The sequence below is a fragment of the Corynebacterium axilliensis genome (genome assembly GCF_046097495.1).
Classification (GTDB): domain Bacteria; phylum Actinomycetota; class Actinomycetes; order Mycobacteriales; family Mycobacteriaceae; genus Corynebacterium.
Genome location: NZ_CP175768.1, coordinates 754,371 through 777,510, shown reverse-complemented (window position 1 = coordinate 777,510; position 23,140 = coordinate 754,371). Strand labels below are relative to the sequence as shown.

Sequence of the window (23,140 nt, the reverse complement as noted above, 5' to 3'; positions counted from 1 at the left end):
AGAGCTCAGCGCACACAGCACACAGCGCCGCCTCCTTGGAATAGTCCAGGGAAGCGGCGCTTCGTTCTTTTGCGGGAGGGTTTAGGAGCCGCAGGCGGCGCGGGAGCGCTCCAGCGCGGTGTTGAACGCGCCGGTGACTAAGCGCCCGAAGGCGAGGAATTCTTCCGCACGGGAGGCCGAGGAGCGATAGGTAAGCCCCACTTGGCGCTCGGCGCTTACGTCTTCCGAGAAGCGGGCTACGGAGAGTGAGGGGCTGGTGCACTCTGTGGCTAAAGCGGATTCGGGGGCCAGGGTGGTGCCGAGTCCGCCCATGACTAGCTGCAAGATCGTCGTCAGGGAGGAAGCGCGCGTGACGGCATTGGTGGCCTCGGAGGGATTGATCTTGGCGCGGCGGCACAGGTCGAGGGCCTGATCGCGCAAACAGTGGCCGTCGTCAAGCAGCAGCAGATCCAAGTCTTCCAGCTGGCTGAGCGTGAGATCCGTGCGCCCGGCCAAGGGGTGCTCCGAGTTGGTGACCACGGTGAACTTTTCGGTGTAGAGAGGCACCTCGACCATCCCGGAAGCCTCGGTGGGCAGGGCGGTGATGGCGATGTCAATGGCCCCTTCGCGCAGCTTGTCCAGTAGGTGGTGGGTCTGTTCCTCGACGAAGCGCGGCTCCAGCTCGGGATAGTTCTGGGTGATGGACTGGAGGAGCTCGGGCAGGACGTAGGGCGCGATGGTGGGGATGATGCCGATGGTCAGTGGCCCGGTGAGGGTGCCGTGGGCGCCGCGTGCGTGGGCGAGGAAGGCGTCGGCAGCCTCTAGCGTGGCCTTAGCGTAGGGGAGAAGCTCCTCGCCGAGGGAGGTGACGATGACCTTGCGGGTGGAGCGCTCGATGAGCTGGATGCCCAGGCCCTGTTCCAAGGCGACGAGCGCCTGGGACAGGGAGGGCTGGGAGATCTCGAGCTTGGAGGCGGCCGTGCCGAAATGCTTGTTCTCCGCGATGGTGACGAAGGTGCGAAGCTGGGCTAGCGTCGGGCGATACTCCTTATTGTGCATGCCTATAACTCTAACACTGATAAATAAGCTGAAACGTTGACGTGTGAAGCTCTCGTTGGCATACTTGGCAGGTGTGCGGCCACGGCCCAGTAAGAGGGCGGTAACGAGGTCCGCGATAGAGATTTGCATCACAATTTACTAAGGAGATGACGCAGATAATGTCCATTCTGACCGTCGGTGAAAAGTTCCCGGAGTTCGAGCTGACCGCGCTGAAGGGCGGCGACCTGCACGACGTTAACGCTAACCAGCCGGAGGACTACTTCGAGCAGGTGTCCCTGGACAAGTACCGCGGCATGTGGAAGGTCGTGTTCTTCTACCCGAAGGACTTCACCTTCGTCTGCCCGACGGAGATCGCGGCATTCGGCAAGCTGGATGAGGAGTTCCAGGACCGCGACACCCAGATCCTGGGTGGCTCCACCGATAACGAGTACGCGCACTTCAACTGGCGCGCTACCCACCCGGACCTCAAGGACGTTCCGTTCCCGATGTTCTCCGATGTCCGCCACGATTCTGATCCGCGCCCTCGGCGTGGAGAACGCGGACGGCGTGGCTGACCGCGCCACCTTCATCATCGACCCGGACGGTGTTATCCAGTTCGTGTCCGTCACCCCGGATGCCGTGGGCCGCAACGTGGACGAGGTCCTGCGCGTGCTCGACGCTCTGCAGTCTGAAGAGGTCTGTGCCTGCAACTGGGAGGCCAACGACCCGACGAAGAACATCAACAAGCTCGACGTCGTCCAGTCCGCGCTCTAAGCACTCCTAGACATACCTACCGAAGACATTCCTGCTGAAAGGAGATTCCTTCATGTCTATCGATAACCTGAAGTCCGCACTGCCGGCCTACGCGAAGGACCAGAAGCTCAACCTGGGCACCCTGACGCGTTCTACGGAGCTCAACGAGGAGCAGCTGTGGGGCAGCTTCGTGGCTGCGGCTGCCGCCACCCGCAACGACTCCGTGCTCAAGGAGATCCTGGAAGAGGCCAGCGAGCACCTGTCCGAGGAGGCAGTCGATGCCGCCCTGGGTGCCGCCACCGTCATGGCCATGAACAACGTGGCCTACCGCGCCAAGGGCTGGCTGGGTGATGACTTCGCACAAGTCAAGTTCGGCCTGCGCATGAACATCATCTCCAAGCCGGGCGTGGACAAGGCCACCTTCGAGCTGTGGAACACCGTGGTCTCGGCCGTCAACGGCTGCGAGCACTGCCTGACCGCTCACTCCAAGACCCTCCTGGAGGAGGGCCTGACCAAGGAGCAAATCTGGGAGAGCATCAAGGTCGCCGGCGTGGTCCAGGCCGTGGCGCAGGCCCTGCAGGCAGAAGCCGCCCGCTAAGAGCGCTCGCTTTAGGCAATCACTCCGCCGAAGGCCACACCGATTCCGAAGGTGATGGCGAGGCCGAGTGCGCCGCCGGCGACCAGCCGGACCACGGAGCGAGCGGCGTTGGTGCCCGCCAGCCGCGCGGACACGAAGCCGGTGACGGCTAGTGCGATAAGCGTGACGATGGCGACGGTGGCACCCGCCGCCGATTCCGGCGCGACAAGCACCGCGAGCAACGGAAGCGCGGCACCGGCAAGGAAGGATACCGCCGACCAGAAGGCTGCGTGCCAGGGGTTGGTGAGGTCCTCGCCGTCGATGCCCATTTCTAGCCGCAGGTGTGCCTCGAGCAGGCGCTCCTCGGCCGCAATTTCCTGGGCCGCGGTGTCGGCGGTCTGCGCTCCCATGCCGTAGCTCGACAACATGGATACCAGCTCCTCGTGCTCCTGCGCGGGGAGCTCTTTCAGTTCCCGGGTTTCCTTGGCGATGAGCATGCGCTCGGAATCTCGCTGTGCAGACACCGACACGTATTCACCTAATGCCATGGAGGCCGCGCCCGATACGGTGGCAGCGAGACCGGCTGTGGCAATCGCGCTTGCCGACGCCCCAGAGCCCACCACTCCGAGTAGCAGCGCAGCGACTGAGACAATGCCGTCGTTGGCGCCGAGAACCCCCGCGCGCAGCGAATTCAGCCGCGCGTTATTCGATACGAGGTGGGGCTCGTTAGCGTGTTGAGCGGTGGCGGTCATGGTGCAAGCTCCTGGGGGACTGGGTAAGTACCTTCAGTATTGCCGCTGGTCAGAAGCTTGTAAAGGGTGCGTAGGCTTAGCTCACTGAAGCTTAGTGAGGCTCACTGAGGAAAGCTTTGGCTTCGCTGTGACGATTGGTACTAGTTAACTGTGCCCGTCCACTCGCCGCAGGGCTGACCGTCCACGTGCAGGGCCATAGTAAAGACCCGGTCATCGAGGTCGAAGTGTGCCTCGGGGACATGGATGGCCAACTCGTCGCTGGTGTACGTGTACGCATAGTCGACGGGATAGGAGTCACCCCGGGCGTTCTCGCCGAAGCCGGACATCTCCATGCTGGTGAGGTTCTCGCCCTCAAAGGAAGCGGTGAGCTCACGTTCGACGGTGTGCAGGGTAAAGACCGCATTGCGGTGATGGGGAAGGCCTCCGAGGAGCCAGTGGACGGTGACACCATCTGCCCGAACATCGAAGCTCACGCCCGCAAGACGGATTCCGGTGGAAGAAGAGCCTGGTTGAGTCATAACACCACCCACCCTACGCTCACTTACTCGAAGTTGAGGGCGTAATACTCGGGCTTAGTGAGGCGGAAAACACGTTCAAAGAGCCAACTAAAGAAGAGACCGAGGGCTAGCGGAACGGCGATGTAGACGATGGCGATAATCGTCACGTTGCCGGCGGTCCACCCCCACCCCTCGTAGTTCAACGCTGCGAGCGGGCCCATCAGGCCGGAAATACCAAAGCCCGCAGAAAGAGCGGTTCCGGAGATACCCAGCGCGCCGCCGATGCCGCCCACGATGGCCGCGGAGCACACTACGGGGAGGAAGGTAACCGGCCTGGAGAGCATATTTGCCATCTGCACCTTCGGGGAGCCCAAGACGTGCAGGATGGCCCCGGCGAAACCGTTGGCCCGCCAGCCGGCGCACAGAAGCGTGAAGCTTGCGGCCACAATCCCGAGGTTGGCCGTGCCGGATGCTATGCCTTCCATGAAGATGGCGGTGGCGATGCCGACGGTGGAAATGGGAGAGACAATCATGACGGCGAAGAGCGTGGCCAATACCACGCCCATGACGATGGGCTGCAGACTGGTCGCGCCGTTGACTAGGTCGCCCAACCAAATGGTTAGCATCTTGACCACGGGGAACGTGACGACCCAGCCGATGGAACCAGCCACTAGAGTGACGATGGTGGAGAGCAGCAAGATGGAGTAGCTCTTGAGGCGATCACCAATGACCAACAGGAGGGCGACGGCTATCGCTGCCGTTAGCCCGGAGTTGATGACCAGGCCCGTGCCTTTGAGGAAGAACCCGCCCTCCGGATTGACGGTGGCCACGCCAGATCCACAAAACGAGGCAATGCCCACGGCGGCGGTCTGGATGGGCGTCATCTTGAACTCGATGCCGACTAGGACGCCAATCATGACCGGCAGCAGGCTCGAGGCCAGCCCGGTGAGCGCGAGGACTGTGGACGCCCCAGACCAATAGGGAAGTAGCGCCTTGGCAAGCTCACCGAGCAGAGCCTGCGGGACCAAGGACACTACCACGGCGATGGAAATGCCGTTGAGCACCTTCATGGTAAAGCTGCCGGGCGTGAGGGCAGGGCGAGGGGCGATGTGCGGGTCGGAGACGGGCGTACTCATTCCCTCAGCATACGAATACTATGCGTAGAACGGAAAGTATTAGCTCGGAATGGTGGGCTTAATATTCAACGCGCAGGGCGGAAAGCCGAACCTCGCCGGCGGCATCCGAGGCATCCAAATCCACGGTGCCCACCAGCTGATAAGAGTTATCGTCCTGCGGGTCCTTAAGGATCTGGCGCACCGTCCACGAGCGGGAGCGCGCGCCCTCTGAGCCCTTGTCGACGAGGAAGTACTCGGGACCGCGCGCAGCCGGGCCGACGTCGATATCGTCGTAGTCCTCGAAGTAGGCGTCGAGAGCTTCGCCAAAGTCCGGAACCTCGTCGAGGTAGTCCAGCAACTCGGCCAAACGGTCCTCCTTCTCCAAAGCGAACAATTGGGCCAAGCGGAAGAAGTAGTTGCGGACCATGATGCCGAAGGCGCGTTGGTTGGCGGTGAGCGCGGTCGGGTCTTCCACGCCAAAGGCCAGCTCGCGGTCCAAGTCCTTCTGGGAGATGGGGGAGTCCTCACCGGCCATCTCCGCCCATTCGTCGACCAGCGACGAATCCACCTGACGGATAAGCTCGCCGAGCCACACGATGATGTCCTCGAGCTCATCAGTCAGGTACTCGGCAGGAATGGACTGCTTCAGGGTGCGCCAGGCGTCCGTGAGGTAGCGCAGGATAACGCCCTCGGAGCGCGCTAGGCCGTAGGTAGCCACGAGGTCCGAAAACGTCATGGCGCTCTCCAGCATGTCGCGCACCACCGACTTAGGCCGCAGCTCGAAGTCCTTGGCCCATGGGTTGGTTTCGCAGAACGTGTCGTAGGCCTGGTCTAAAAGCTCCTCCAGCGGCTTGGGCCACGTGATGTCCTCCACGATGGCCATGCGCTCCGTGTAGTCCACGCCCTCGGCCTTGAGAGCTGCGATCTCCTCACCGCGGCGCTGCTTCTGCTGGGCGGTGAGTACCTGGCGCGGGTCATCGAGCACGGACTCGAAGACGGAGATGACGTCAAGAGCGTAGGTCTCGGACTCGGGATCGAGCAGCGTGAGGGCCGCCAACGCGAAGGGGCCGAGAGGCTGGTTGAGCGCGAAGTCACGCGGCATCTCGCGAACCACGTGGTAGGGGCGCCCGTAGATGTCGAGCCCCTTGGTGGATTTCTGCACCACGCCGGAGTTGAGCAGACCGCGGAACAGGCTCAGGGCGGTGAGGATGTCCTGATTCTGGCGGCTGCGGGTGTTGTGGCTGGTGCGCAGCAGGTGCTTCAAGTGCTCGTAGCCATTGCCGTGGCGGGCAAGCACGTTCAGCAGCATCGAGTTCGATACCCGGAACTGGGAGGTGAGCTGCTCCGGTTCGGCGTCGATAAGCCGGGCGTACGTCTTCTCCGACCACGACACCTCGCCCTCGCGCGCGGACTTCTTCTTCAGCTTCTTCAGGCGCGCCGGGTCATCGCCCACGCGGCGGCGGGCCTTGGCGTTCTCAATCTCGTGCTCCGGCGCCTCGACGACGACCGTGCCTTCCGTGTCGTAGCCGGCGCGCCCGGCGCGGCCCGCGATCTGGTGGAATTCGCGGGACTTGAGGATGCGCTGGCGGGTGCCGTCGTATTTGGCCAGGCCCGTCATAAGCACCGTGCGGATGGGCACGTTGATGCCCACGCCCAGGGTGTCCGTGCCGCAGATGATTTTGAGCAAACCCTTCTGCGCCAAGCGCTCCACCAAGCGGCGGTATTTAGGCAGCATGCCGGCGTGGTGCACGCCGATGCCCTTGCGCAGCAGCTTGGACAAGTCCTTGCCAAAGGTGGTGGTGAAGCGGAAGGGGCCGAGCTCGGCGGCGATAGCCTCTTTCTCCTCCGGGGTGATGATCTTCGACAGCGAGGTCAGCGCCTGGGCGCGCTCGGAGGCCTCGCGCTGGGAGAAGTGCACCACGTAGATGGGTGCCTTACCAGATTCGAGGAGCTCTTCGATGGTCTCGTGGACCGCGGAGAACACATAAGAGAAGTCCAGCGGCACCGGGCGCGTGGTGCCGGCGACAAGAGTTGTGGTGCGGCCGGTGCGCTCCGTGAAATCCTTCTCCAGCCACGCGGTATCACCCAGCGTGGCCGACATGAGGAGGAACTGCGCCTTGGGCAGCTCCAACAGCGGTACCTGCCAGGCCCAGCCGCGGTCCGGTTCCGAGTAGTAGTGGAATTCATCCATGACGACTTGGTCGATGGCGGCCTCAGCGCCATCGCGCAGCGCAATATTGGCCACAATCTCCGCCGTGGCGGCGATGATGGGGGCGGAGCCGTTGACAGTGGCATCTCCGGTCATCATGCCCACGTTTTCGGGGCCAAAAATCTCACACAGGGAGAAGAACTTCTCACTCACCAAAGCCTTGATGGGCGCGGTGTAGAAGCTGCGCTGCCCGCGGGCGAGCGCGATGAAGTGCGCGGCGTTGGCTACCATGGACTTACCGGAGCCGGTGGGCGTGGCAAGAATGACATTATCGCCAGCCAGGATGCCAAGGGAGGCCTCTTCTTGGGCCGGGTACAGAGAAATTCCGCGGCCGGAAGCCCACGATTGAAAGGTGTCCCAAATGGCCTCATCAACCATCGACTCGGGGACTTCGGCGAGATCGGGCAACATCTGAGAAAGGTTCACTCGTCCCACCTTAGGCGAAGACCCTACCGGCTAGACGTCATCCCCCATATCCTTGCCGGAATCCTCATCGTCCGAGTCGCCGTCCTTGCCAAAGTTGTCCTCGCGGTCATCGATGTCCTCAGAGAGGATCTCCGGATTCTCATCCAGCCCCGCGAGGAAGGCCTCGAAATCGGCGCCGATCTCCTCACCGGTGGGCATGTGCTCCTCACCCGGCATGATGGCCTGTGGGTGGCGCTTGCGGTAGCGCTCCATGTAGGCGTCGTACTGCTCTTCCAGCTGGTGGACCACACCGGCAATCTCGTCGGAGTCAGTAACCTGCTCCTCCAACTGCTGGTTGACCCGGTCAACGTCAGCTTCCAAGCTGCCCAGCGGGATGTTGAGGTCTACCGCGGAGGCCACCGAGTCCAAGAGATGCAGCGTGGCGGAGGGGTAGGGCGAGGATGCCAGGTAATGCGGCACATGTGCGGTGTAGCCGGCGACCTGGCGGCCCTTCTTGTCCAAGGCGCGCTCGAGGTACAGCGCGGCGGCGCCGGGGACCATCATCGTGGATTCGATGCGGACCATGGAGTTCAGCAGCTCAGGAGAGTTGCCGTGCGCGGTCACAACCGTGGGGCGGGTGTGCGGAACGGGCATGGGGGCGGCGTAGAGCATGATGGTGTTCTGAATATCGAACTTCTCCACCAAGTTGACCACGGCATCCGTGAACGCCTCCCAACGTAGGTCCGGTTCTGGGCCGGAAAGCAGCAGGAAGGGCTTGCCGGAGTTATCCCGCAGCACCTTGATGCCCAGATCCACGTTCTCAATCTCCACTGTGCGGTCATGATCAATGGTCACAGCAGGGCGGCGGGAGCGGTAGTCCACCAACTCATCATTGTTAAAGGATGCGAGCTGACGGTTCTCTAGTGCGGCCTTGAGATGATCGGCGCTGGCCTCCACTGCCTGTCCGGCGTCGGCGTAGCCGTTCATGGCGACGATCATGGTGGGGCCGCTGCCTTGGGTGGAATCGTCCTTGACCACTGGTGCGGGGTACTCCAGCTCATACATGCGGCGCTGTTCTTCCTGCATGGTGTGTGACTCCTCCTTATGTCCGGCTCTAGAATCGAGCGTACGGACTAAATCAATGTTCTGTGGCGTGCAACGCCTTGCGACGGCGCCGTATTCCCCTCCTACAGCCAATCGGGGCATGCTCACTGTTAATCGGTCAAGCATGCCACAATCCGGACAATTCCGCCATGCTTCTGCACACTGCGGTGTGGATAACACCGACAAAAGACGGGCCTCAGGGGAAGTTATCCACAGAAATCTCGTGCGCGCAGGTTTGACCCTAGCGCGCCGAATGGGCCCTGATTCAGGCTAGGGCCATGAACACAACCACACCGCACACTGAGTACACCCCGCCCATTACGACCCCCGGCCACCTGCTGGCCAACATCCCCGGCCTGCTGGGCTTCTATCCCAGCGAGTCCGTCCTCTTCCTCGCCATCGACACCACCCCGCGCGGTCCGGCTATGGGCCCGCTTGCCCGAGTCGACATTGACCAAGCTCAAGACGCCCTGCCCGATATTGCGGCGACGCTGACGGAACACGCCCGGGAAGGTGTCTTCGCCTTCGTGGTCTCCCACCGCCCACTGACTGAGTTGCGAGAGGTGGCCACGTGGCTCTACGGCCTCAATTACAGCCGCGACGGTGTGGACGTCGATGCCGCATGGCACGTTAACGAGATTTCCCAGGGCGAGCCCTATATCCTCCTCCACGGGGCCGTCAGTACGGATGGCAGCGGCCCCATGAAGAAATGGGTAGAGGGGGAAGTTCCGCCGCTGACTAGCGCGCCGACGATGCGCTCCTGCGTGGACCACAACGTTGTCCCAGAGCTCAGCAGAGAAGACTTCTTCGCGGTGTTTACGCGACGCAACCCGCACATAGACCAGCTGGAAGCGGAGGTCATGGCGCGCCAAGCCCGACACCATGCCACGGCGCTGCGCGCACGTGTGGCCGCTGCTGACCCACAGGAGCGCACAGTGTTGGTTGATGATTTTCTGGCAGACGCCCGCTGGCAGCTCACACGCGCCGCCAGCCCGGAAGAAGCGGAAGCGGATGCAGACCTGCTCGCCGCCTGCGCGGTGTGGTTGTCCACGACGTGGACCCGGGATCTGGTCGTAGCGGAATGCGCGGCGGCAGGGGATAAGGCGGCACACCTGTTGCTAGCCGCGGCCCGTACCTTTAGTGGAGAAATTCGGGCGAACGCGCTGACCCTCTTCGCGGTAGCGCAGCTGGAGCTGGACTGGGAGATCCTGGCCGGTCCAGCGCTCATGCTGGTGACTGAGGAGTTTCCCAGCCACCGTTTAGGCTCTTTGCTCTGCCAAGCCTATAGGCACGGGCTGCACGAGAGGATCCGGGATACCGTAGCCACCGGTGCCCGGGCCGCCTACGAGACCGCAGTAGGCGCTAACGATGTGCCGAATGAGCCCTCTCGCCGAGCTGCCGGGTGAAGTTCCACGCATCGGTGACGATGGTGGTGAGATCGGTGCGGCTGGGGGACCAGCCCAGCTCCTCCTTGATCCTTTCGGAGGATGCCACCAAGGTGGCGGGATCGCCGGCGCGCCGGGGAGCCAGTTCTGCCGGGATGGGGTGGCCGGTGACCTCACGGCACGTCTCGATGACCTGCTTGACGGAATAGCCGTCCCCGGAACCCAAGTTGTAGATGCGGTGTGTGCCCTCGGTGTTCGTGGTGAGCGCCAGAACGTGGGCGTCAGCGAGGTCCCGAATATGGATGTAGTCGCGCACCGCGGTGCCGTCGGCCGTGTCGTAATCGTCACCAAAGATGAAGATTTTGTCGCGGTGGCCAAGTGCTACCTGCAGCACCAGCGGGATGAGGTGGGTTTCGACTTCGCGGTTCTCACCAATGGTTCCGTAAGCACCCGCCACGTTGAAGTAGCGCAAAGACGTAGCCCCCAGGCCGTAGGCGGTGGCGTAAGAGGTGATCATGTAATCGATGGCCAGCTTCGACGCGCCGTAGGGGTTGGTGGGCTGGGTGGGCATCGCTTCCGTGATGGGTACCTCGGTGGGCTCACCGTAGGTGGCAGCAGTGGAGGAGAAGACGAGGTTCTTCACGCCGTGCTCGCGCATGGCTTCTAGCAGCGTCAGGGTCGTAACGACATTGTGCTGCCAGTAGTCAGCGGGGGATTCGACGGACTCACCCACCAGAGACCGGGCAGCGAAGTGCACCACGCCCTCGAAGCCGCCTTCGGACAAGACGGTGTGGGCGACATCCGCCACGTCGCCTTCGACCAGACGCGCCTCTTCCGGCACGGCTTCCCGGTTGCCCGTGGAAAAGTTATCAATAATCGTCACGTCGTGGCCGGCCTCAACGAGGACCGCGGCGCAGACGCTGCCGACATACCCGGCACCGCCGGTAACCAAAAGCTTCATTGTCTTACTTCACCTCTACTCGGATGGCGTGTGCCAGATCGTCGACGAGCTCCACTTTCTCGCCGCCGGGCGCACTGAGCGTAATTGAGCCATTATTGTTCACCACGGTGACCTCGGCGCCGACGTAGATGCCGGAGGAATGCAGAGCGTGGAACGTGGAGCTATCTGCCTGCAGCACCTCATTGATCTGAATGATGGTGGCAGGGGTCTCCTCTCCCTTAGGCAGATCGATGGCGCGGGTGCCCAGATCGACCTCGGACGGGGTGGCGCCGAGCTGCGCAAGGCCTGGGATGGGGTTGCCAAAGGGCGAGCGGGTGGAATCCTCCAAGACTGCCACGAGGCGCTTTTCCACCTCTTCGCTCATGACGTGCTCCCACCGGCAGGCCTCATCATGAACCTGGTGAATGTCCAACCCGAGCACGTCGGTAAGCAGGCGCTCCGCCAGTCGGTGCTTGCGCATGACGCTGGTGGCTAGCTCCCGGCCGTGCGGGGTGAGATCCAGGCTGCGGTCCGTGCGCACGTGGAGCAGGCCATCGCGCTCCATGCGGGCGACGGTCTGGGAGACCGTGGGGCCTGACTGCTCGAGACGCTCGGCAATACGGGCGCGCAGCGGCGTGATGCCCTCTTCTTCTAGCTCATAAATAGTTCGCAGATACATCTCGGTGGTATCGACTAGATCCCTCACGTGGGCATACCTTTCTGCGTCATCATGGCCCGGTGCGGCTGGGCGGGCATCGGCCCGACCTCGGAGCACTGCCGGCCGGGCCAGTATAGGTTCAAGCGCGGTAATGGCGTTTTATTAAGAGAATAACTTAAACAATAGCGTACTCGGCTGAGTTCGGACGGCAGGTTGAGCGCCCGAGCCGGGACGAGTGCAGCGAGCGCGCAAAAGCAAAGCCACCAAGAATCAACCTCCTGTGCCCGGCGGCTCAGTGACTCACGGGGCGGAAGGACTCTTGGTGGCAAGACCTGTGGCGTAACGCGCCAGTAGCGAACTACAGGGCGTATTCGCGCAGACGGTCCGCGCGGTTGCCGTCACGCAACTTGGCCATAACCTCGCGCTCGATCTGGCGCACGCGCTCGCGGGAGAGGCCGAACTTGCGGCCAATCTGGTCCAGAGTGCGCGGAACGCCATCGTCCAAGCCATAACGCAGGCGGATAACGTCCTGCTCTCGCTCCTCCAGGGAATCAATAACGGAGCGGATATCGGAGTGGCGCATGGAGGCGACTACTGCCGTTTCGGCGTCGGTAGCCTCGGCGTCCTCGATGAAGTCACCCAGCGGCGCTTCCTCATCGGTGCCCACCGGCATGTCCAGGGATACCGGGTCACGGGACTGGCGCAGCAGCATCTCAATCTTGGATTCCTCGATGCCGGACTCCTCCGAGAGCTCCTCATTCGTCGCCTCACGGCCCAGGGACTGGTACATCTCACGCTTGATGCGGGAGAGCTTGTTGACCTGCTCCACCAGGTGCACAGGCAGGCGGATGGTGCGGGACTGGTCAGCCATGCCGCGCGTGATGGCCTGGCGAATCCACCAGGTGGCGTAGGTGGAGAACTTAAAGCCCTTGGCGTAATCGAACTTCTCCATCGCGCGAATCAGACCCAGGTTGCCCTCCTGGATGAGATCCAGCAGAGGCATGCCGCGGCCGGTGTAGCGCTTGGCCAGGGACACCACGAGGCGGAGGTTGGCCTCCAGTAGGTGGGAGCGGGCCTTCTTGCCCTCGCGGGCCAGAATCTTCAGGTCGCGCTTCTCGGCGCGGGTCAGCTTAGCGGCGTTCGCCAGCTTGTACTCGGCATAGAGACCGACCTCGATGGCCTGCGCCAGCTCGACCTCGTCCTCGGCGCTCAACAGCGCCGTCTTGCCAATTCCGTTGAGGTATACGCGGACCAAATCCGCCGAAGGGTTGTCGTTGGTCTGGTTACGGCGTGAGCCGCGGTCAACTTCCTGTCCGTCCTCGTCCTGGGCGGTAGCAGCGCTAGCAGCGGATGATGTGGCCATCTCATGCCTCCTAAGTTGCGGCTTGGTACACCCCTTCTAACGGCATGCGGCGCCGCGAAGTTCCCGCCGCGGGAAAAGTGGCGGGTACCGGCCGTGTACTCGGCCCCTTTTGGGGGTATACGTCACACCTCAACGAGCACGGTAAAGGGACCTTCATTGACTGAAGCGACGCGCATCATCGCGCCGAAGCGCCCTTCCTCCACGTGAATGCCGCGCTCCCGCAGGCGCTGTGCCACGCCCTGGATGACAGGCTCGGCCGCCTCGCCGGGCGCTGCGTCCGACCACGAGGGGCGCCGGCCCTTGGCCGTGCGTCCATATAGTGTGAACTGGCTGACCAGGAGAACGGGCGCGCCTGTGTCCACAACGCTGACTTCGCCGTCGAGGATGCGCAGCTCCGCGATCTTGCGCGCCATCGTGTCCATGCGCTGTGCATGCTCACGCTCTGGGGCTTCGGCGTCCTCGCGGGAGACTCCCACCAAGGCAAGGATGCCACCGGTGTCCGGGCACGTAATCGAGCCAACTACGGAATCATCAACACTCACGGAGGCTTCTGATACGCGGGTCAATACAGCACGCATAGGGGTGGAGGTCACGTCCTTTCGCGGAGAGGGGATTAAAGGGGAGAAGAATCCTATTCGGTTGAGCTAAATGCCAGCAGCTGCTCCGGAATGAGTAAACCGTGGCGGATGAGGTCCACAATTGCCGGGAGCGCAGCGCTGACCAGCTCGGCCTCGTCGAATCCTTGGGCGGTGGCGTAGAGCTCGATGGTTTCCCTGATGCTCAAGCCGTGAGGGTTGAGCCCGGCCACGATGGCGGCGAGGTGTTCGTCCACGTCGTGCTGCCAGCGCGGGCCGTCGGTGCGCGTAAGGCGTAGTGCCGCGCGCTCAAAGCCCATGCCCACTTCGGTATCGGCCAGCCCGACATCCTCGCGGGCCACGCCGGGGCGCACTTGCACGTGTGTGCTCTCCAGCTCGCCGGGGACAAGGCCACGCAACCAGGCCACGCGGGCGAAGTATTCCTCCACCTCGGGGCCCAGCGGTTCGATGTGGGGCTGCGCCATGGTTTCGGCCAGGATGTCGGACGGTTCGTCGTCGCCAATGTGCTGAATGGCCACAAATCCGAAGCCGATTCCGGTGACACCATGGTCCCGGAAGTGCTCGAGCCACTGGCGGGAGCGCTGGATGCCTTCGGGGCTGCGCACGTCGATGGATTCGTCCTCCAACCACGTGGACACATAGTGCGCGGGGTCGACCACGTCGCGCTCGATAACCCACGCCGCCACGCCAGTATCCGGCAACCATGACGCCACGCGCTGCTGCCAGGTTTCCTCGCCGCGGTGCACCCAGGCCGCCAGCAGGTGCGCCGTGCCGCCCGGGTTCAGGTGCTCTGCTGCCTGCGAGATGACCAACTCGCTCGCCGCATCCAAGTTGAGCCCGGAGTCGCGGTAGACGTGGCCGACTTCCGGCAGGCCCACGACGAACGGCGGGTTGGCTACGATCCGGTCAAAGCGCTCGCCTGCTACCGGCTCGAACCAGGAGCCCTGGCGCAACTCCACGGTGTCGTCGGCACCTGCGGCAGCCACGGTGGCGCGGGCCAGCTCCAAGGCGCGATCGTGCACGTCGGTGGCTACGATGCGCTCTGCGGAATCGAGCTGCCCCAAAAGCTGCACGCCAGAACCAGTGCCCAGATCTAGCACGGAGGACACCGGCGTCGTCGGGGTCGCGTGCAGCAACGACAGGCTGGCAGAGCCCACCCCCAGCACGTGGTCGGGGCCCGGGACGTGGTCCACCAGGGACGCATCGACATCGGAAAACACCAGACGGTTGCGGCCCACGATGACGTGCGGGCGGATGTCGTAGGCCACGTAGACGGTGCCGTGGGAATCGGTCTGCACCACGCCGGCGTCGATAAGCTTTGCGGTCAGGCGCGCGCCCACGACGTCGGACAGCAGCGTGGCCGGCACATGCTCATGTAGCAAAAAGAGGCGGATGAGGTGATCGCGCGGCGTATCGCCGCTTGCCCCCAGCGCCACGGCTGCAGGCTCGCCGCGGTGGAGCGCGTCGGTGCATTCCGGGCCGAGGTGTCCGGCGATTCCGTCGGCGCTAAACCCAGCGGCGTCAAAGACCTGTGCCAACTCCGCAGCGAGTTCAGCGATGGGGTGCGCCGGGTCCATGGGCGGGCCGAAAGGAGAGTGGTGGGTGCTCACAGTGGTGAATGCTCCTTAGTCTTAGTCCTCGTGATCGATAGTGGTGGGTTCGGTGGGGCCGGCTCCACCGGGCAGTTGGCTGCGAGCGGGGTGCTCCAAGGATTCGCGCTGCGCCTGCGCCATCTGGCGAGCCAACGCTGGCTTATATACGGACTTCTCGCGCTTATCGCGCTTTTGGCCGCGACTGTTTCCAATCACGACCGCGATCCACGGAAGAGGGAAGGTCACGGCGACTACCGCCGCGGCGGCGATCCACCAGTGCCACACGGAGATGAGAACGCCGGCGATGATGAGCGACGGTATGCGCACAAACTGCAGGATGGAGTAGATGACCTCGCGGCGGTGCCGGTCCTGTCCGGGTGCGAGCTTGGCGGAGGTAATCAGGTGCGTCTCGCGGCCGAACACGCGCCTGCGCCGCCGCCCCGATTGCGGGGTGTCGGCTGCTGAATCGCGCGGGTTGGAAGGGGTCATGCACACCAGATTAGCGGGGAGAGTCGCCAACTTCGATACCGATGCGGCATGATAGGGGGCGTGAGTACGACGACTAAGACTATTGAACGCCCCGATGTCCGCGAGGATACGTCGACCAACGACGACACCCCGAAGTTCTTCCACTACGTCAAGAAGAACCAGATCCTGGATTCCGCGGTCAACGGCAAGTACGTCGTGGCCCTGTGCGGAGAGACCTTCCCGGTGACCAAGCAGGCCAAGCCGGGCTCCCCGGTGTGCCCGGACTGCGAGCGCGTCTACAAGAGCCTGCGCCGCCGCTAATAAGCATCGCTCCACGCCGCCCGCTCGGCGGCGTAGCTCAACACCCCCCGTGCGCACCAGTACACGGGAAACACATACTTGTCGTCACTTGTCGGGACAGTGGGAAAATTGTGAGGGGGATAGTCGCTGACCGTGTCTACACAGTCATCAACTCAAAGATTTGCAAACAACGGTTCGCTGCGTGTGTGGCAGCGTGCCGCGCTGGATAAGTTCTTGGCCGCCAAGCCGAAGGACTTCATGGCCGTGGCTACGCCGGGTGCGGGTAAGACCACCTTCGCCCTGCGCGTGGCCACCGAACTCATGGCGGACCGCACCGTCGAGCGCGTCATCGTCGTGGTGCCGACGGAGCACCTCAAGGTGCAGTGGTCAGAATCCGCCTCCCGCGTGGGGCTCGCGCTGGATCCGAAGTTCACCAATTCTTCTGGCGTGAACCCGGCCATGGACGGCGTGGTGGTGACCTACGCCCAGGTGGGCATGCACCCCTTCAAGCACCGCGCGGTGGCCTCCGCACGGCGCACCTTGGTGATCCTCGATGAGATTCACCATGCCGGCGACGCTAAGAGCTGGGGCGACGGCGTGCGCGAGGCCTACGATGACGTCGAGCACCGCCTAGCGCTGACTGGTACGCCCTTCCGCTCGGATGACTCCCAGATTCCCTTCGTGCGCTACGAAGAGGACGGGGAGGGCCACCTGGTCTCCCGCTCCGATCACACGTACGGCTATGGCGATGCGCTTGCTGACGGCGTCGTGCGCCCCGTCGTCTTCCTTAGCTATTCCGGCGAATCCCGGTGGCGCGATAGCGCCGGCGAGGAGCATGCCGCGCGCTTAGGAGACATTCTCAACCCGGAGCAGACCGCGCGCGCCTGGCGCACCGCCTTGGACCCGAAGGGCGAGTGGATCCCCACGGTCCTGCAGGCGGCGCACACCCGCCTGATGCAGATGCGTCGCAACATGCCGGATGCCGGCGGCCTCGTGCTGGCTACCGATACGACAACCGCACGCGCGTACGCCAAGATCCTCAAGCAGATCTCCAACACCCCGGTCTCTGTCATCCTGTCCGATGACCCGGGTTCGTCCGCGCGCATTGCCGAGTTCTCCGAATCGACCGACGAGTGGATGGTTGCCGTGCGCATGGTGTCCGAGGGCGTCGACGTGCCCCGCCTCGCCGTAGGCGTCTACGCGACCTCTGCTTCGACCCCGCTCTTTTTTGCCCAGGCCATCGGGCGCTTCGTCCGCTCCCGCATGCCGGGAGAGACCGCTTCGGTATTCCTGCCCTCTGTACCGGTTCTGCTGGGCCTTGCGGAGAACATGGAAAAGCAGCGCGACCACGTCCTCGGAGGCGAGAAGGACCCCGATAAGGAGGGCTGGGACGACGAGCTGCTGGAGGATGCTAATAAGAAGAAGTCCGAGCCCGACATGCTCGAGCCTTCTTATGAGTCCCTCGGCGCGGAGGCAGAGTTTTCCGGCCTGCTGTACAACGGCTCCCAATTTAACACCGGAGCTATTACTGACGAGGACGAGGACTTTCTGGGTATTCCGGGGCTTCTCGACGCCGACCAGGTCAAGGACCTGTTGCGCAAGAAGCAGTCGGAGGAGATGGACCGCCGTGAGGCCGAGGAGAAGGCGCGCCGGGCCGCAGAGGCAGCCGAAGAGCAGCGACGCAAGCTCTACGGCACCCCGCACGCGCCGAAGCGTGGGGGACAGGCGGGTGCCGCGGGGGCGTCATCAAGCTCTGCCGGCTCCGATGCCGGAACGGTGGATGAAATCTCGGCGCTGCGCAAGGAGCTCAACACCGTCGTGTCTATCACCGCACAGCGCACCGGGCGCCCGCACGGCGCCATTCACACCGAAGCGCGCAAGGCCTGCGGCGGGCCGCCCACCGCGCTGTGCGACGCCGAGCAGCTGCGCGAGCGCATCGACTACCTGCGTAAGTGGTAGGACATTCGCTTTCGCGCGGTAGGGGCCTGCGCGCCGCGGCGTTGCCGTTTCGCTCCGGAAAACCACAAATGGCCCCCGTAGGGGCCATTTTTCGGTGGGTACTTAGCCGGTACGGCTCGAATGTCTAGTCCAAGTAGTCACGCAGGACCTGCGAGCGCGACGGGTGGCGCAGCTTCGACATCGTCTTGGACTCGATTTGTCGGATACGCTCGCGGGTAACGCCGTAGACCTGACCAATCTCGTCTAAAGTGCGCGGCATGCCGTCCGTGAGGCCGAAGCGTAGGCGCACCACGCCGGCTTCGCGCTCCGACAGGGTGGTGAGCACGTCCTGGAGCTGGTCCTGCAGCAGGGTGAAGGACACGGCGTCGACAGCAATGACTGCCTCGGAGTCCTCGATGAAGTCACCCAGCTGGCTGTCGCCTTCATCACCAATGGTCTGGTCCAGAGAGATGGGCTCACGGGCGTACTGCTGGATCTCCAGCACCTTCTCCTCGGTGATGTCCATCTCCTTCGCCAGCTCCTGCGGGGTGGGCTCGCGGCCCAAGTCCTGCAGCAGCTCGCGCTGGATGCGGCCCAGCTTGTTGATGACCTCCACCATGTGCACCGGGATACGAATGGTGCGGGCCTGGTCCGCCATGGCGCGGGTAATCGCCTGGCGAATCCACCACGTGGCGTAGGTGGAGAACTTGTAGCCCTTGGTGTAGTCGAACTTCTCCACGGCGCGGATAAGGCCGAGGTTGCCTTCCTGGATGAGATCCAAGAACGCCATGCCGCGGCCGGTGTAGCGCTTGGCCAGGGACACCACGAGACGCAGATTCGCCTCCAGCAGGTGGTTCTTAGCCTTGCGGCCGTCACGCGCGATAGCGCGCATGTCGCGCTTTTCCATGGGGGAGAGCTTGGCCGCCTTATCACCCTCGGCGCGGGCCTTTTCCATCTGCTCCATGCGGTATTGCGCGTAGAGGCCGGCCTCAATGCGCTTGGCCAAGGAGACCTCCTGCTCGGCGTTGAGCAGGGCAACCTTACCGATCTGCTTGAGGTAAGCGCGCACGGAATCCGCAGATGCGGTCAGCTCGGCGTCCTTGCGGGCCTGGCGCAGGGCGGCGGACTCGTCCTCGTCCCAGACGGAGGAACCGTCGTCCTCTTCCTCGTCCGCAGCGTCGTCGCCGTCGTCCTCGTCGCCGAACTCGTCGTCCTCGTCCATATCGGCGCTATCCGGATCGAAGTCCATATCGTCATCGGCGGCGTCGACTTCGTCGGCGTGGTCGTCGGTGAGGCCCTCAGCGTCCTCGAGTTCGTCAGCGTCGAGCTCCGCATTCTTCGCCGGGGAGGTTGCCTTCTTCGCGGCCGACGTGCGCACGGTCTTCTTCGCCGACTTCTTGGCGGAGGTGCGGGTGGTCTTCTTAGCAGCCTTCTTCGCCGTCTTCTTGGTCGCCTTCTTAGCGGTCTTTTTGGCCGTCTTCTTGGCGGTTTTCTTAGCTGTCTTCTTCGCCGTCTTTTTAGCGGTCTTTTTGGCTGTTTTCTTCGCCGTCTTCTTGGCGGTCTTTTGTGCAGGTGCAGATGCCTCGGAGGAGCCCTCGCCCGCGCCGAGTACCTGGTCTGAAGAATCAGTGGCTGCCACGTACGCCCTTTCGACTTGCTCTGATGAGTGTAAATGCGGGGAACAGTGGAAGTTCTCGCAACTATTCCCCGATGCTAGCCCGCCTCAGAAGAGAGCATGTGAGGCGCGCCGCTGGGTATTTAATGGTCGGCAGCCCAGTATAGAACATTTCGGCTGGGTGCCGGTCACTGGGGCCTGTCTGGGAAGTAGGTACAGGCTTCCAGTTACGGGCGCACGCCTTCCTTCGCCGCCATCGCAGCGCCGACAATTCCTGCGCGATTGCGCAGCTGAGCGGGCACAACCGGGGTGTCGATGTCTAGGTATTCGCCCCACTTGTCGAACTTGCGGGAAATGCCGCCGCCGATGACAAACGCTGACGGGTTCAACAGTGCTTCGTACTCGTGCAGCACGCGGTTGACGCGCTTGGCCCACTGCTTGGTCTTGAGTTCCTCGCGGTCTTTGACGGCGGAAGAAGCCTGCTTCTCCGCTTCCTTTTTGTTTACAGTGAGGTGGCCGAGCTCGGTGTTGGGGAACAGTTGACCGTTGAGAAGCAGGGCAGAGCCAATGCCCGTGCCCAGGGTGAGGAACAAGACCGAGCCGGTGCGTGCGATCTCATCGCCGTAGGCAACCTCCGCTAGGCCCGCCGCGTCGGCGTCGTTCAGCACGGTGAAGGGGACATCGAGGTGCTGGTTAAACAGCTCCTGGGCGTCGACGCCGATCCAGGACTTATCGATGTTCGCCGCGCTGAGCATGACCTGGTCCTTGACTACGGACGGCATCGTGATGCCAACCGGGCCATCCCAGCCCTTCTCAGCAACGATCTGCGCCACGACCTCTGCTACTGCCTCCGGAGTGGCCGGTTGGGGAGTGGCAATCTTCAGGCGGTCACCCACAAACTCGCCGGTGGCAAGGTCAACCTCGGCGCCCTTGATGCCGGAGCCGCCGACGTCGATACCGAAGGAGTGGCCAGAGTGGTGGGCTGAATGTTGAGCAGTCATATCACTATTGTAAGCGAGGGTGGTGCCGTGCCACGTAGTGTGTCGAACACTTCGCATCCACAGCAGTCGTACGGGCAGCACGCATCCTGCGCGCCCGTGTGCGACCGTTACGTTTGTCGTTGCGTCCATTGTGGTGCAGGAGGCGAGAGGCCTTGTTCATGCGAATGGCCACGTGGCGAGTTCCGGAGTTACTAGCCTAGAATTTTTTAAACGGCGAACGAGCGCTTAAAAGCCCTGTCAGAGGGGTATCTCCTCCGAGAAATTCGGCGGCGGGGGTGATCACTTTCTCGCCCCCACGGCGGGCCGAGTGTGACAGGGCGGCCCGAGTGGTTTAGGATGCCGTCGATAAATACACGTACCTATCGATCTGAATCACAGGGGCAAACACTATGGCCACCGATTACGACGCACCGCGTCGCCGCGTTGAAGATGAGCTTGAGGCCGATTCTCTCGAGGGCCTGAAGGCGGCAGAAAATGACAACAACGGCATGGATGATGACGGCGAAATCGTCGAGTCCTTCGAGCCGCCGTCAGTAGACCTGACCGGCGAGGAACTCAATGTCACCGTGGTTCCCCGCAAGGACGACGAATTCACCTGCTCCGTCTGCTACCTGGTGCAGTCCAACAAGCGCCTGGACCACGAGGAAGACGGCGAGCCGGTGTGCATGGACTGCGCCTAGCTCCCCTGCTGGAGCGTAGTTGCGGATTAGCTGACCTGGTCGGGGACGAAAGCAGCCAGCAGCTGTTCGGGGTTCTTTGACCCGATGAGCCAGTAGGGGGTGGGGTCCTCGGGGTCATCGAGCACTAGCATCACGTGCTCCGGCACCCAGCCATGGGTGACGATAAACGCCGCCGGGTCCAGCTGCGGGCCCAGCGCGTTGCGCCGCGCCGTGGCGGGGACGGCAGTGCTGCGGGAGACGACGTCATGCGGCAATTGCGCGTCCTTGACGGTAAGCCAGCGGGTGCCGTCCGCATCCTGCTCCACCTGCACCACAGTGTTGGACCACGTGAGCAGCACCCACACGGCGATGATGCTGAGCAGGATGGCGGGAACGATAACCCACACAATGCTGCGGTTAAGGCTGACCGTTGCGGTGGTCAAGGCCACGATGAAGGCCGCCATAATCCACCAGTACCACGGCACCCACTGGCGCTCGCGGTAGAGAATGTCCGGGGTGGCCGCGGCCGGCTGCGGCGAAGAGGGCGAAGCTGGCGAGGTGGAAGTCATGGCCACCCAGTCTAGTCGCCGCAGGTGCTTTCGTTCCAACGCATCCTTTGTCACAGCGCCGAGTTCTCGCTTCGGTACCAGGCTGAGTCCGGATATCGTGACAAGGTAGGCTGGGCCGGGTGAATGAGCAACACCCTCTCGTAGACCCTACAAGCCCGTTCGGAGACATCCAGGTCAAGCGCTTGGACAAGGAGCTACCGCTCCCGCACCGCGCACACCGCGGTGACGCGGGCGCTGATCTCTATGCCGCGCACGCGGTGACCCTGCGCCCGGGGGAGCGCGCGCTGGTGGGTACCGGCATCGCGATTGCCCTGCCGCTGGGGACCGTTGGATTGGTTCACCCGCGCTCCGGGCTAGCGGCCAAGCACGGCATTTCAGTGGTCAATACTCCCGGCACCATTGACGCGGATTACCGCGGGGAGATCAAGGTGTGCCTCATCAATCACGACCCCACCGAGACCTTTGAGGTCGAGCGCGGGATGCGCATTGCACAGTTGCTGGTCCAACGCGTGGAATTGGTGGGCTGGCGCGAAGTGGAGGATTTGGACGCGACCGAGCGCGGTGCCGGCGGCTACGGCTCCACCGGCGTCAACTAATTTCTTAATTTTACCCCGTGCCCTTTAATCCCACGACGACGCAAGAGTGACTCGCGCCCTAGACGCAACTTCGACTCACAAGACTCGACGCACGAGAAAGGAATCAACCATGGCACTGTGGCCCTTTGGCAAGAAGAACAAGGACGAGCAGACGGAGGCGGCTACACCCGCCGCAGAGAACCCGGCCGGTACCTCCACGGACAAGGAACCAGCCGCTGCGGCTAGCGCACCTGAAACCGCAGCGAAGTCAGCAGATGCCGCTGAAGCCAACGCTAGCGCTGGACCAGCCGGGGCGGTCCATGCTGTGGAGCACGACGCCATCAACGGCGACATGGGCCCCTTCGACGGCGATTCCGTGGATATTTCCCAGTTCAACTTTGAGGACTTCTCCGTGGGCTTGCTGGACCTAGGCTCCGTGCGCATCCCGCTGCCCAAGGGCTCGCAGGTCCAGGTGGAAATGGGGGAGACCGGCCCGCGCATGCTCCACATTCTTACCCCGCACGGGCGGATGACGCCCGTAGCCTTCGCTGCGCCGCGTACCTCGGGGCAGTGGGCGGAGTCTGCCGCGGACATCCTCAACGGCCTCGAATCCGATGGCTTTTCCGCCCAGCTGGAGGACGGCCCGTGGGGCTCGGAAATCGTGGGCAGCAATGACAGGGGCGGCATCCGCATCATCGGTGTGGAGGGCCCGCGGTGGATGTATCGTCTGACCCTGGCCGCCCCGGCGGGCAAGGAAGCGGAGCTGGCGCAGCTGGGCCGTGAAGTAGTCGCGCGCACCTTTGTCTACCGCGGCGAGGACCCGATTCTGGCCGGGAACCCGTTGCCGGTGGTTCTGCCGCAGCAGCTGGCGGAGCAGGTGCAGCAGGCCCTGCAGCAGCGCCAGCAGCAGGCGGAGGCTAACGGCTCCGCGGCACCGAGCACCGAGGGACAGGAAGAAGCGGATGCCCCGCGCACCGACGCCGAGGCACAGGCCCGTCAGCAGCTCAAGGATCTCGAGGACTAGGCTTAACGCGTGACGAAACCAACCACGA

The 23,140-nt window shown here is 63.3% G+C and carries 22 protein-coding genes and 1 pseudogene; 8 read left to right on the top strand and 15 right to left on the bottom strand.

All coding sequences use genetic code 11. From position 1 onward, the window contains the following. Positions 1-81: 81 nt before the first annotated feature. Positions 82-1,038: a hydrogen peroxide-inducible genes activator gene (locus tag ACKFR8_RS03800; RefSeq protein WP_408930601.1), complete on the bottom strand. Its 957-nt coding sequence runs from the start codon at positions 1,036-1,038 to the stop codon at positions 82-84. Between the two features lie 158 nt (positions 1,039-1,196). On the opposite strand from ACKFR8_RS03800, the pseudogene ACKFR8_RS03795 reads away from it, so the two are divergent. Both ACKFR8_RS03795 and ACKFR8_RS03790 read left to right on the top strand, forming a co-directional pair. Continuing rightward, a pseudogene (locus tag ACKFR8_RS03795) lies at positions 1,197-1,791 on the top strand (peroxiredoxin). A gap of 52 nt (positions 1,792-1,843) precedes the next feature. Continuing rightward, positions 1,844-2,368, top strand: a complete 525-nt coding sequence (locus tag ACKFR8_RS03790) for a carboxymuconolactone decarboxylase family protein (protein WP_296130945.1) — start codon at positions 1,844-1,846, stop codon at positions 2,366-2,368. Between the two features lie 11 nt (positions 2,369-2,379). Here ACKFR8_RS03790 and ACKFR8_RS03785 read toward each other — a convergent pair whose 3' ends face one another. The 5 genes from ACKFR8_RS03785 to ACKFR8_RS03765 all read right to left on the bottom strand — a co-directional run bounded on the left by ACKFR8_RS03785 (position 2,380) and on the right by ACKFR8_RS03765 (position 8,411). Then, complete coding sequence (locus tag ACKFR8_RS03785; RefSeq protein ID WP_306506829.1) at positions 2,380-3,099, bottom strand: VIT1/CCC1 transporter family protein; 720 nt, start codon at positions 3,097-3,099, stop codon at positions 2,380-2,382. Between the two features lie 140 nt (positions 3,100-3,239). Then, positions 3,240-3,617: a hypothetical protein gene (locus ACKFR8_RS03780; protein WP_306506830.1), complete on the bottom strand. Its 378-nt coding sequence runs from the start codon at positions 3,615-3,617 to the stop codon at positions 3,240-3,242. Between the two features lie 23 nt (positions 3,618-3,640). Beyond that, the gene (locus tag ACKFR8_RS03775) at positions 3,641-4,732 is read right to left on the bottom strand and encodes a PTS transporter subunit IIC (RefSeq protein ID WP_408930600.1); all 1,092 of its coding nucleotides are present in this window, start codon (positions 4,730-4,732) and stop codon (positions 3,641-3,643) included. A gap of 58 nt (positions 4,733-4,790) precedes the next feature. Further along, complete coding sequence (locus ACKFR8_RS03770) at positions 4,791-7,346, bottom strand: DEAD/DEAH box helicase (RefSeq protein WP_408930599.1); 2,556 nt, start codon at positions 7,344-7,346, stop codon at positions 4,791-4,793. 30 nt (positions 7,347-7,376) lie between these two features. Then, positions 7,377-8,411: a PAC2 family protein gene (locus tag ACKFR8_RS03765; protein WP_408930598.1), complete on the bottom strand. Its 1,035-nt coding sequence runs from the start codon at positions 8,409-8,411 to the stop codon at positions 7,377-7,379. 296 nt (positions 8,412-8,707) lie between these two features. Here ACKFR8_RS03765 and ACKFR8_RS03760 point away from each other — a divergent pair, with 296 nt between their 5' ends. Continuing rightward, complete coding sequence (locus tag ACKFR8_RS03760) at positions 8,708-9,835, top strand: DUF4192 domain-containing protein (protein WP_408930597.1); 1,128 nt, start codon at positions 8,708-8,710, stop codon at positions 9,833-9,835. Here ACKFR8_RS03760 and galE read toward each other — a convergent pair. From galE to ACKFR8_RS03730, 6 genes are all read right to left on the bottom strand, one after another. Then, on the bottom strand, positions 9,792-10,775 hold the full coding sequence (gene galE, locus ACKFR8_RS03755; protein WP_408930596.1) for a UDP-glucose 4-epimerase GalE: 984 nt from the start codon (positions 10,773-10,775) through the stop codon (positions 9,792-9,794). The two genes, ACKFR8_RS03760 and galE, sit on opposite strands and share 44 nt — an antisense overlap. Positions 10,776-10,779: 4 nt before the next feature. Continuing rightward, positions 10,780-11,460 (bottom strand): metal-dependent transcriptional regulator, encoded by a 681-nt coding sequence (locus ACKFR8_RS03750; protein ID WP_296130965.1) that lies wholly within the window; start codon positions 11,458-11,460, stop codon positions 10,780-10,782. Positions 11,461-11,770: 310 nt separating this feature from the next. Continuing rightward, complete coding sequence (locus ACKFR8_RS03745) at positions 11,771-12,775, bottom strand: sigma-70 family RNA polymerase sigma factor (protein ID WP_296130967.1); 1,005 nt, start codon at positions 12,773-12,775, stop codon at positions 11,771-11,773. A gap of 122 nt (positions 12,776-12,897) precedes the next feature. Then, positions 12,898-13,353, bottom strand: a complete 456-nt coding sequence (dtd, locus tag ACKFR8_RS03740; RefSeq protein WP_408930595.1) for a D-aminoacyl-tRNA deacylase — start codon at positions 13,351-13,353, stop codon at positions 12,898-12,900. A gap of 53 nt (positions 13,354-13,406) precedes the next feature. Further along, on the bottom strand, positions 13,407-14,948 hold the full coding sequence (locus ACKFR8_RS03735) for a DUF7782 domain-containing protein (protein ID WP_408930981.1): 1,542 nt from the start codon (positions 14,946-14,948) through the stop codon (positions 13,407-13,409). A gap of 54 nt (positions 14,949-15,002) precedes the next feature. Then, a complete protein-coding gene (locus tag ACKFR8_RS03730) occupies positions 15,003-15,452 on the bottom strand; it encodes a DUF3099 domain-containing protein (RefSeq protein WP_408930594.1) in 450 nt (149 codons plus the stop codon). Positions 15,453-15,500: 48 nt separating this feature from the next. Between ACKFR8_RS03730 and ACKFR8_RS03725 the strand changes: the two genes are divergently transcribed. Both ACKFR8_RS03725 and ACKFR8_RS03720 read left to right on the top strand, forming a co-directional pair. After that, positions 15,501-15,752: a DUF3039 domain-containing protein gene (locus tag ACKFR8_RS03725; RefSeq protein ID WP_296130973.1), complete on the top strand. Its 252-nt coding sequence runs from the start codon at positions 15,501-15,503 to the stop codon at positions 15,750-15,752. A gap of 183 nt (positions 15,753-15,935) precedes the next feature. Further along, complete coding sequence (locus tag ACKFR8_RS03720; RefSeq protein WP_408930593.1) at positions 15,936-17,690, top strand: DEAD/DEAH box helicase; 1,755 nt, start codon at positions 15,936-15,938, stop codon at positions 17,688-17,690. 124 nt (positions 17,691-17,814) lie between these two features. On the opposite strand, the gene ACKFR8_RS03715 is transcribed toward ACKFR8_RS03720, so the two are convergent. Beyond that, positions 17,815-19,308, bottom strand: a complete 1,494-nt coding sequence (locus tag ACKFR8_RS03715) for an RNA polymerase sigma factor (RefSeq protein WP_408930592.1) — start codon at positions 19,306-19,308, stop codon at positions 17,815-17,817. A gap of 203 nt (positions 19,309-19,511) precedes the next feature. Beyond that, positions 19,512-20,285, bottom strand: coding sequence for a polyphosphate--glucose phosphotransferase (ppgK, locus tag ACKFR8_RS03710; protein WP_408930591.1), 774 nt, complete (start codon positions 20,283-20,285; stop codon positions 19,512-19,514). Positions 20,286-20,674: 389 nt separating this feature from the next. On the opposite strand from ppgK, the gene ACKFR8_RS03705 reads away from it, so the two are divergent. Continuing rightward, positions 20,675-20,965 (top strand): DUF4193 domain-containing protein, encoded by a 291-nt coding sequence (locus tag ACKFR8_RS03705; RefSeq protein ID WP_296134595.1) that lies wholly within the window; start codon positions 20,675-20,677, stop codon positions 20,963-20,965. Positions 20,966-20,991: 26 nt separating this feature from the next. On the opposite strand, the gene ACKFR8_RS03700 is transcribed toward ACKFR8_RS03705, so the two are convergent. Next, the gene (locus ACKFR8_RS03700) at positions 20,992-21,513 is read right to left on the bottom strand and encodes a DUF3093 domain-containing protein (protein ID WP_296134598.1); all 522 of its coding nucleotides are present in this window, start codon (positions 21,511-21,513) and stop codon (positions 20,992-20,994) included. Between the two features lie 119 nt (positions 21,514-21,632). On the opposite strand from ACKFR8_RS03700, the gene dut reads away from it, so the two are divergent. Together dut and ACKFR8_RS03690 are read left to right on the top strand one after the other, a co-directional pair. Continuing rightward, positions 21,633-22,109 (top strand): dUTP diphosphatase, encoded by a 477-nt coding sequence (dut, locus tag ACKFR8_RS03695; protein ID WP_408930590.1) that lies wholly within the window; start codon positions 21,633-21,635, stop codon positions 22,107-22,109. Between the two features lie 109 nt (positions 22,110-22,218). Beyond that, complete coding sequence (locus ACKFR8_RS03690) at positions 22,219-23,112, top strand: DUF3710 domain-containing protein (RefSeq protein WP_408930589.1); 894 nt, start codon at positions 22,219-22,221, stop codon at positions 23,110-23,112. Positions 23,113-23,140 lie beyond the last annotated feature (28 nt).

What these genes read in the sequence shown, in the direction of transcription:
- ACKFR8_RS03800 (WP_408930601.1), bottom strand. Translation starts at nt 1,038, where the DNA reads ATGCACAATAAGGAGTATCGCCCGACGCTAGCCCAGCTTCGCACCTTC.
- ACKFR8_RS03790 (WP_296130945.1), top strand. Translation starts at nt 1,844, where the DNA reads ATGTCTATCGATAACCTGAAGTCCGCACTGCCGGCCTACGCGAAGGAC.
- ACKFR8_RS03785 (WP_306506829.1), bottom strand. Translation starts at nt 3,099, where the DNA reads ATGACCGCCACCGCTCAACACGCTAACGAGCCCCACCTCGTATCGAAT.
- ACKFR8_RS03780 (WP_306506830.1), bottom strand. Translation starts at nt 3,617, where the DNA reads ATGACTCAACCAGGCTCTTCTTCCACCGGAATCCGTCTTGCGGGCGTG.
- ACKFR8_RS03775 (WP_408930600.1), bottom strand. Translation starts at nt 4,732, where the DNA reads ATGAGTACGCCCGTCTCCGACCCGCACATCGCCCCTCGCCCTGCCCTC.
- ACKFR8_RS03765 (WP_408930598.1), bottom strand. Translation starts at nt 8,411, where the DNA reads ATGCAGGAAGAACAGCGCCGCATGTATGAGCTGGAGTACCCCGCACCA.
- ACKFR8_RS03760 (WP_408930597.1), top strand. Translation starts at nt 8,708, where the DNA reads ATGAACACAACCACACCGCACACTGAGTACACCCCGCCCATTACGACC.
- galE (WP_408930596.1), bottom strand. Translation starts at nt 10,775, where the DNA reads ATGAAGCTTTTGGTTACCGGCGGTGCCGGGTATGTCGGCAGCGTCTGC.
- ACKFR8_RS03745 (WP_296130967.1), bottom strand. Translation starts at nt 12,775, where the DNA reads ATGGCCACATCATCCGCTGCTAGCGCTGCTACCGCCCAGGACGAGGAC.
- dtd (WP_408930595.1), bottom strand. Translation starts at nt 13,353, where the DNA reads ATGCGTGCTGTATTGACCCGCGTATCAGAAGCCTCCGTGAGTGTTGAT.
- ACKFR8_RS03735 (WP_408930981.1), bottom strand. Translation starts at nt 14,948, where the DNA reads ATGGACCCGGCGCACCCCATCGCTGAACTCGCTGCGGAGTTGGCACAG.
- ACKFR8_RS03730 (WP_408930594.1), bottom strand. Translation starts at nt 15,452, where the DNA reads ATGACCCCTTCCAACCCGCGCGATTCAGCAGCCGACACCCCGCAATCG.
- ACKFR8_RS03725 (WP_296130973.1), top strand. Translation starts at nt 15,501, where the DNA reads ATGATAGGGGGCGTGAGTACGACGACTAAGACTATTGAACGCCCCGAT.
- ppgK (WP_408930591.1), bottom strand. Translation starts at nt 20,285, where the DNA reads ATGACTGCTCAACATTCAGCCCACCACTCTGGCCACTCCTTCGGTATC.
- ACKFR8_RS03705 (WP_296134595.1), top strand. Translation starts at nt 20,675, where the DNA reads ATGGCCACCGATTACGACGCACCGCGTCGCCGCGTTGAAGATGAGCTT.
- ACKFR8_RS03700 (WP_296134598.1), bottom strand. Translation starts at nt 21,513, where the DNA reads ATGACTTCCACCTCGCCAGCTTCGCCCTCTTCGCCGCAGCCGGCCGCG.
- ACKFR8_RS03690 (WP_408930589.1), top strand. Translation starts at nt 22,219, where the DNA reads ATGGCACTGTGGCCCTTTGGCAAGAAGAACAAGGACGAGCAGACGGAG.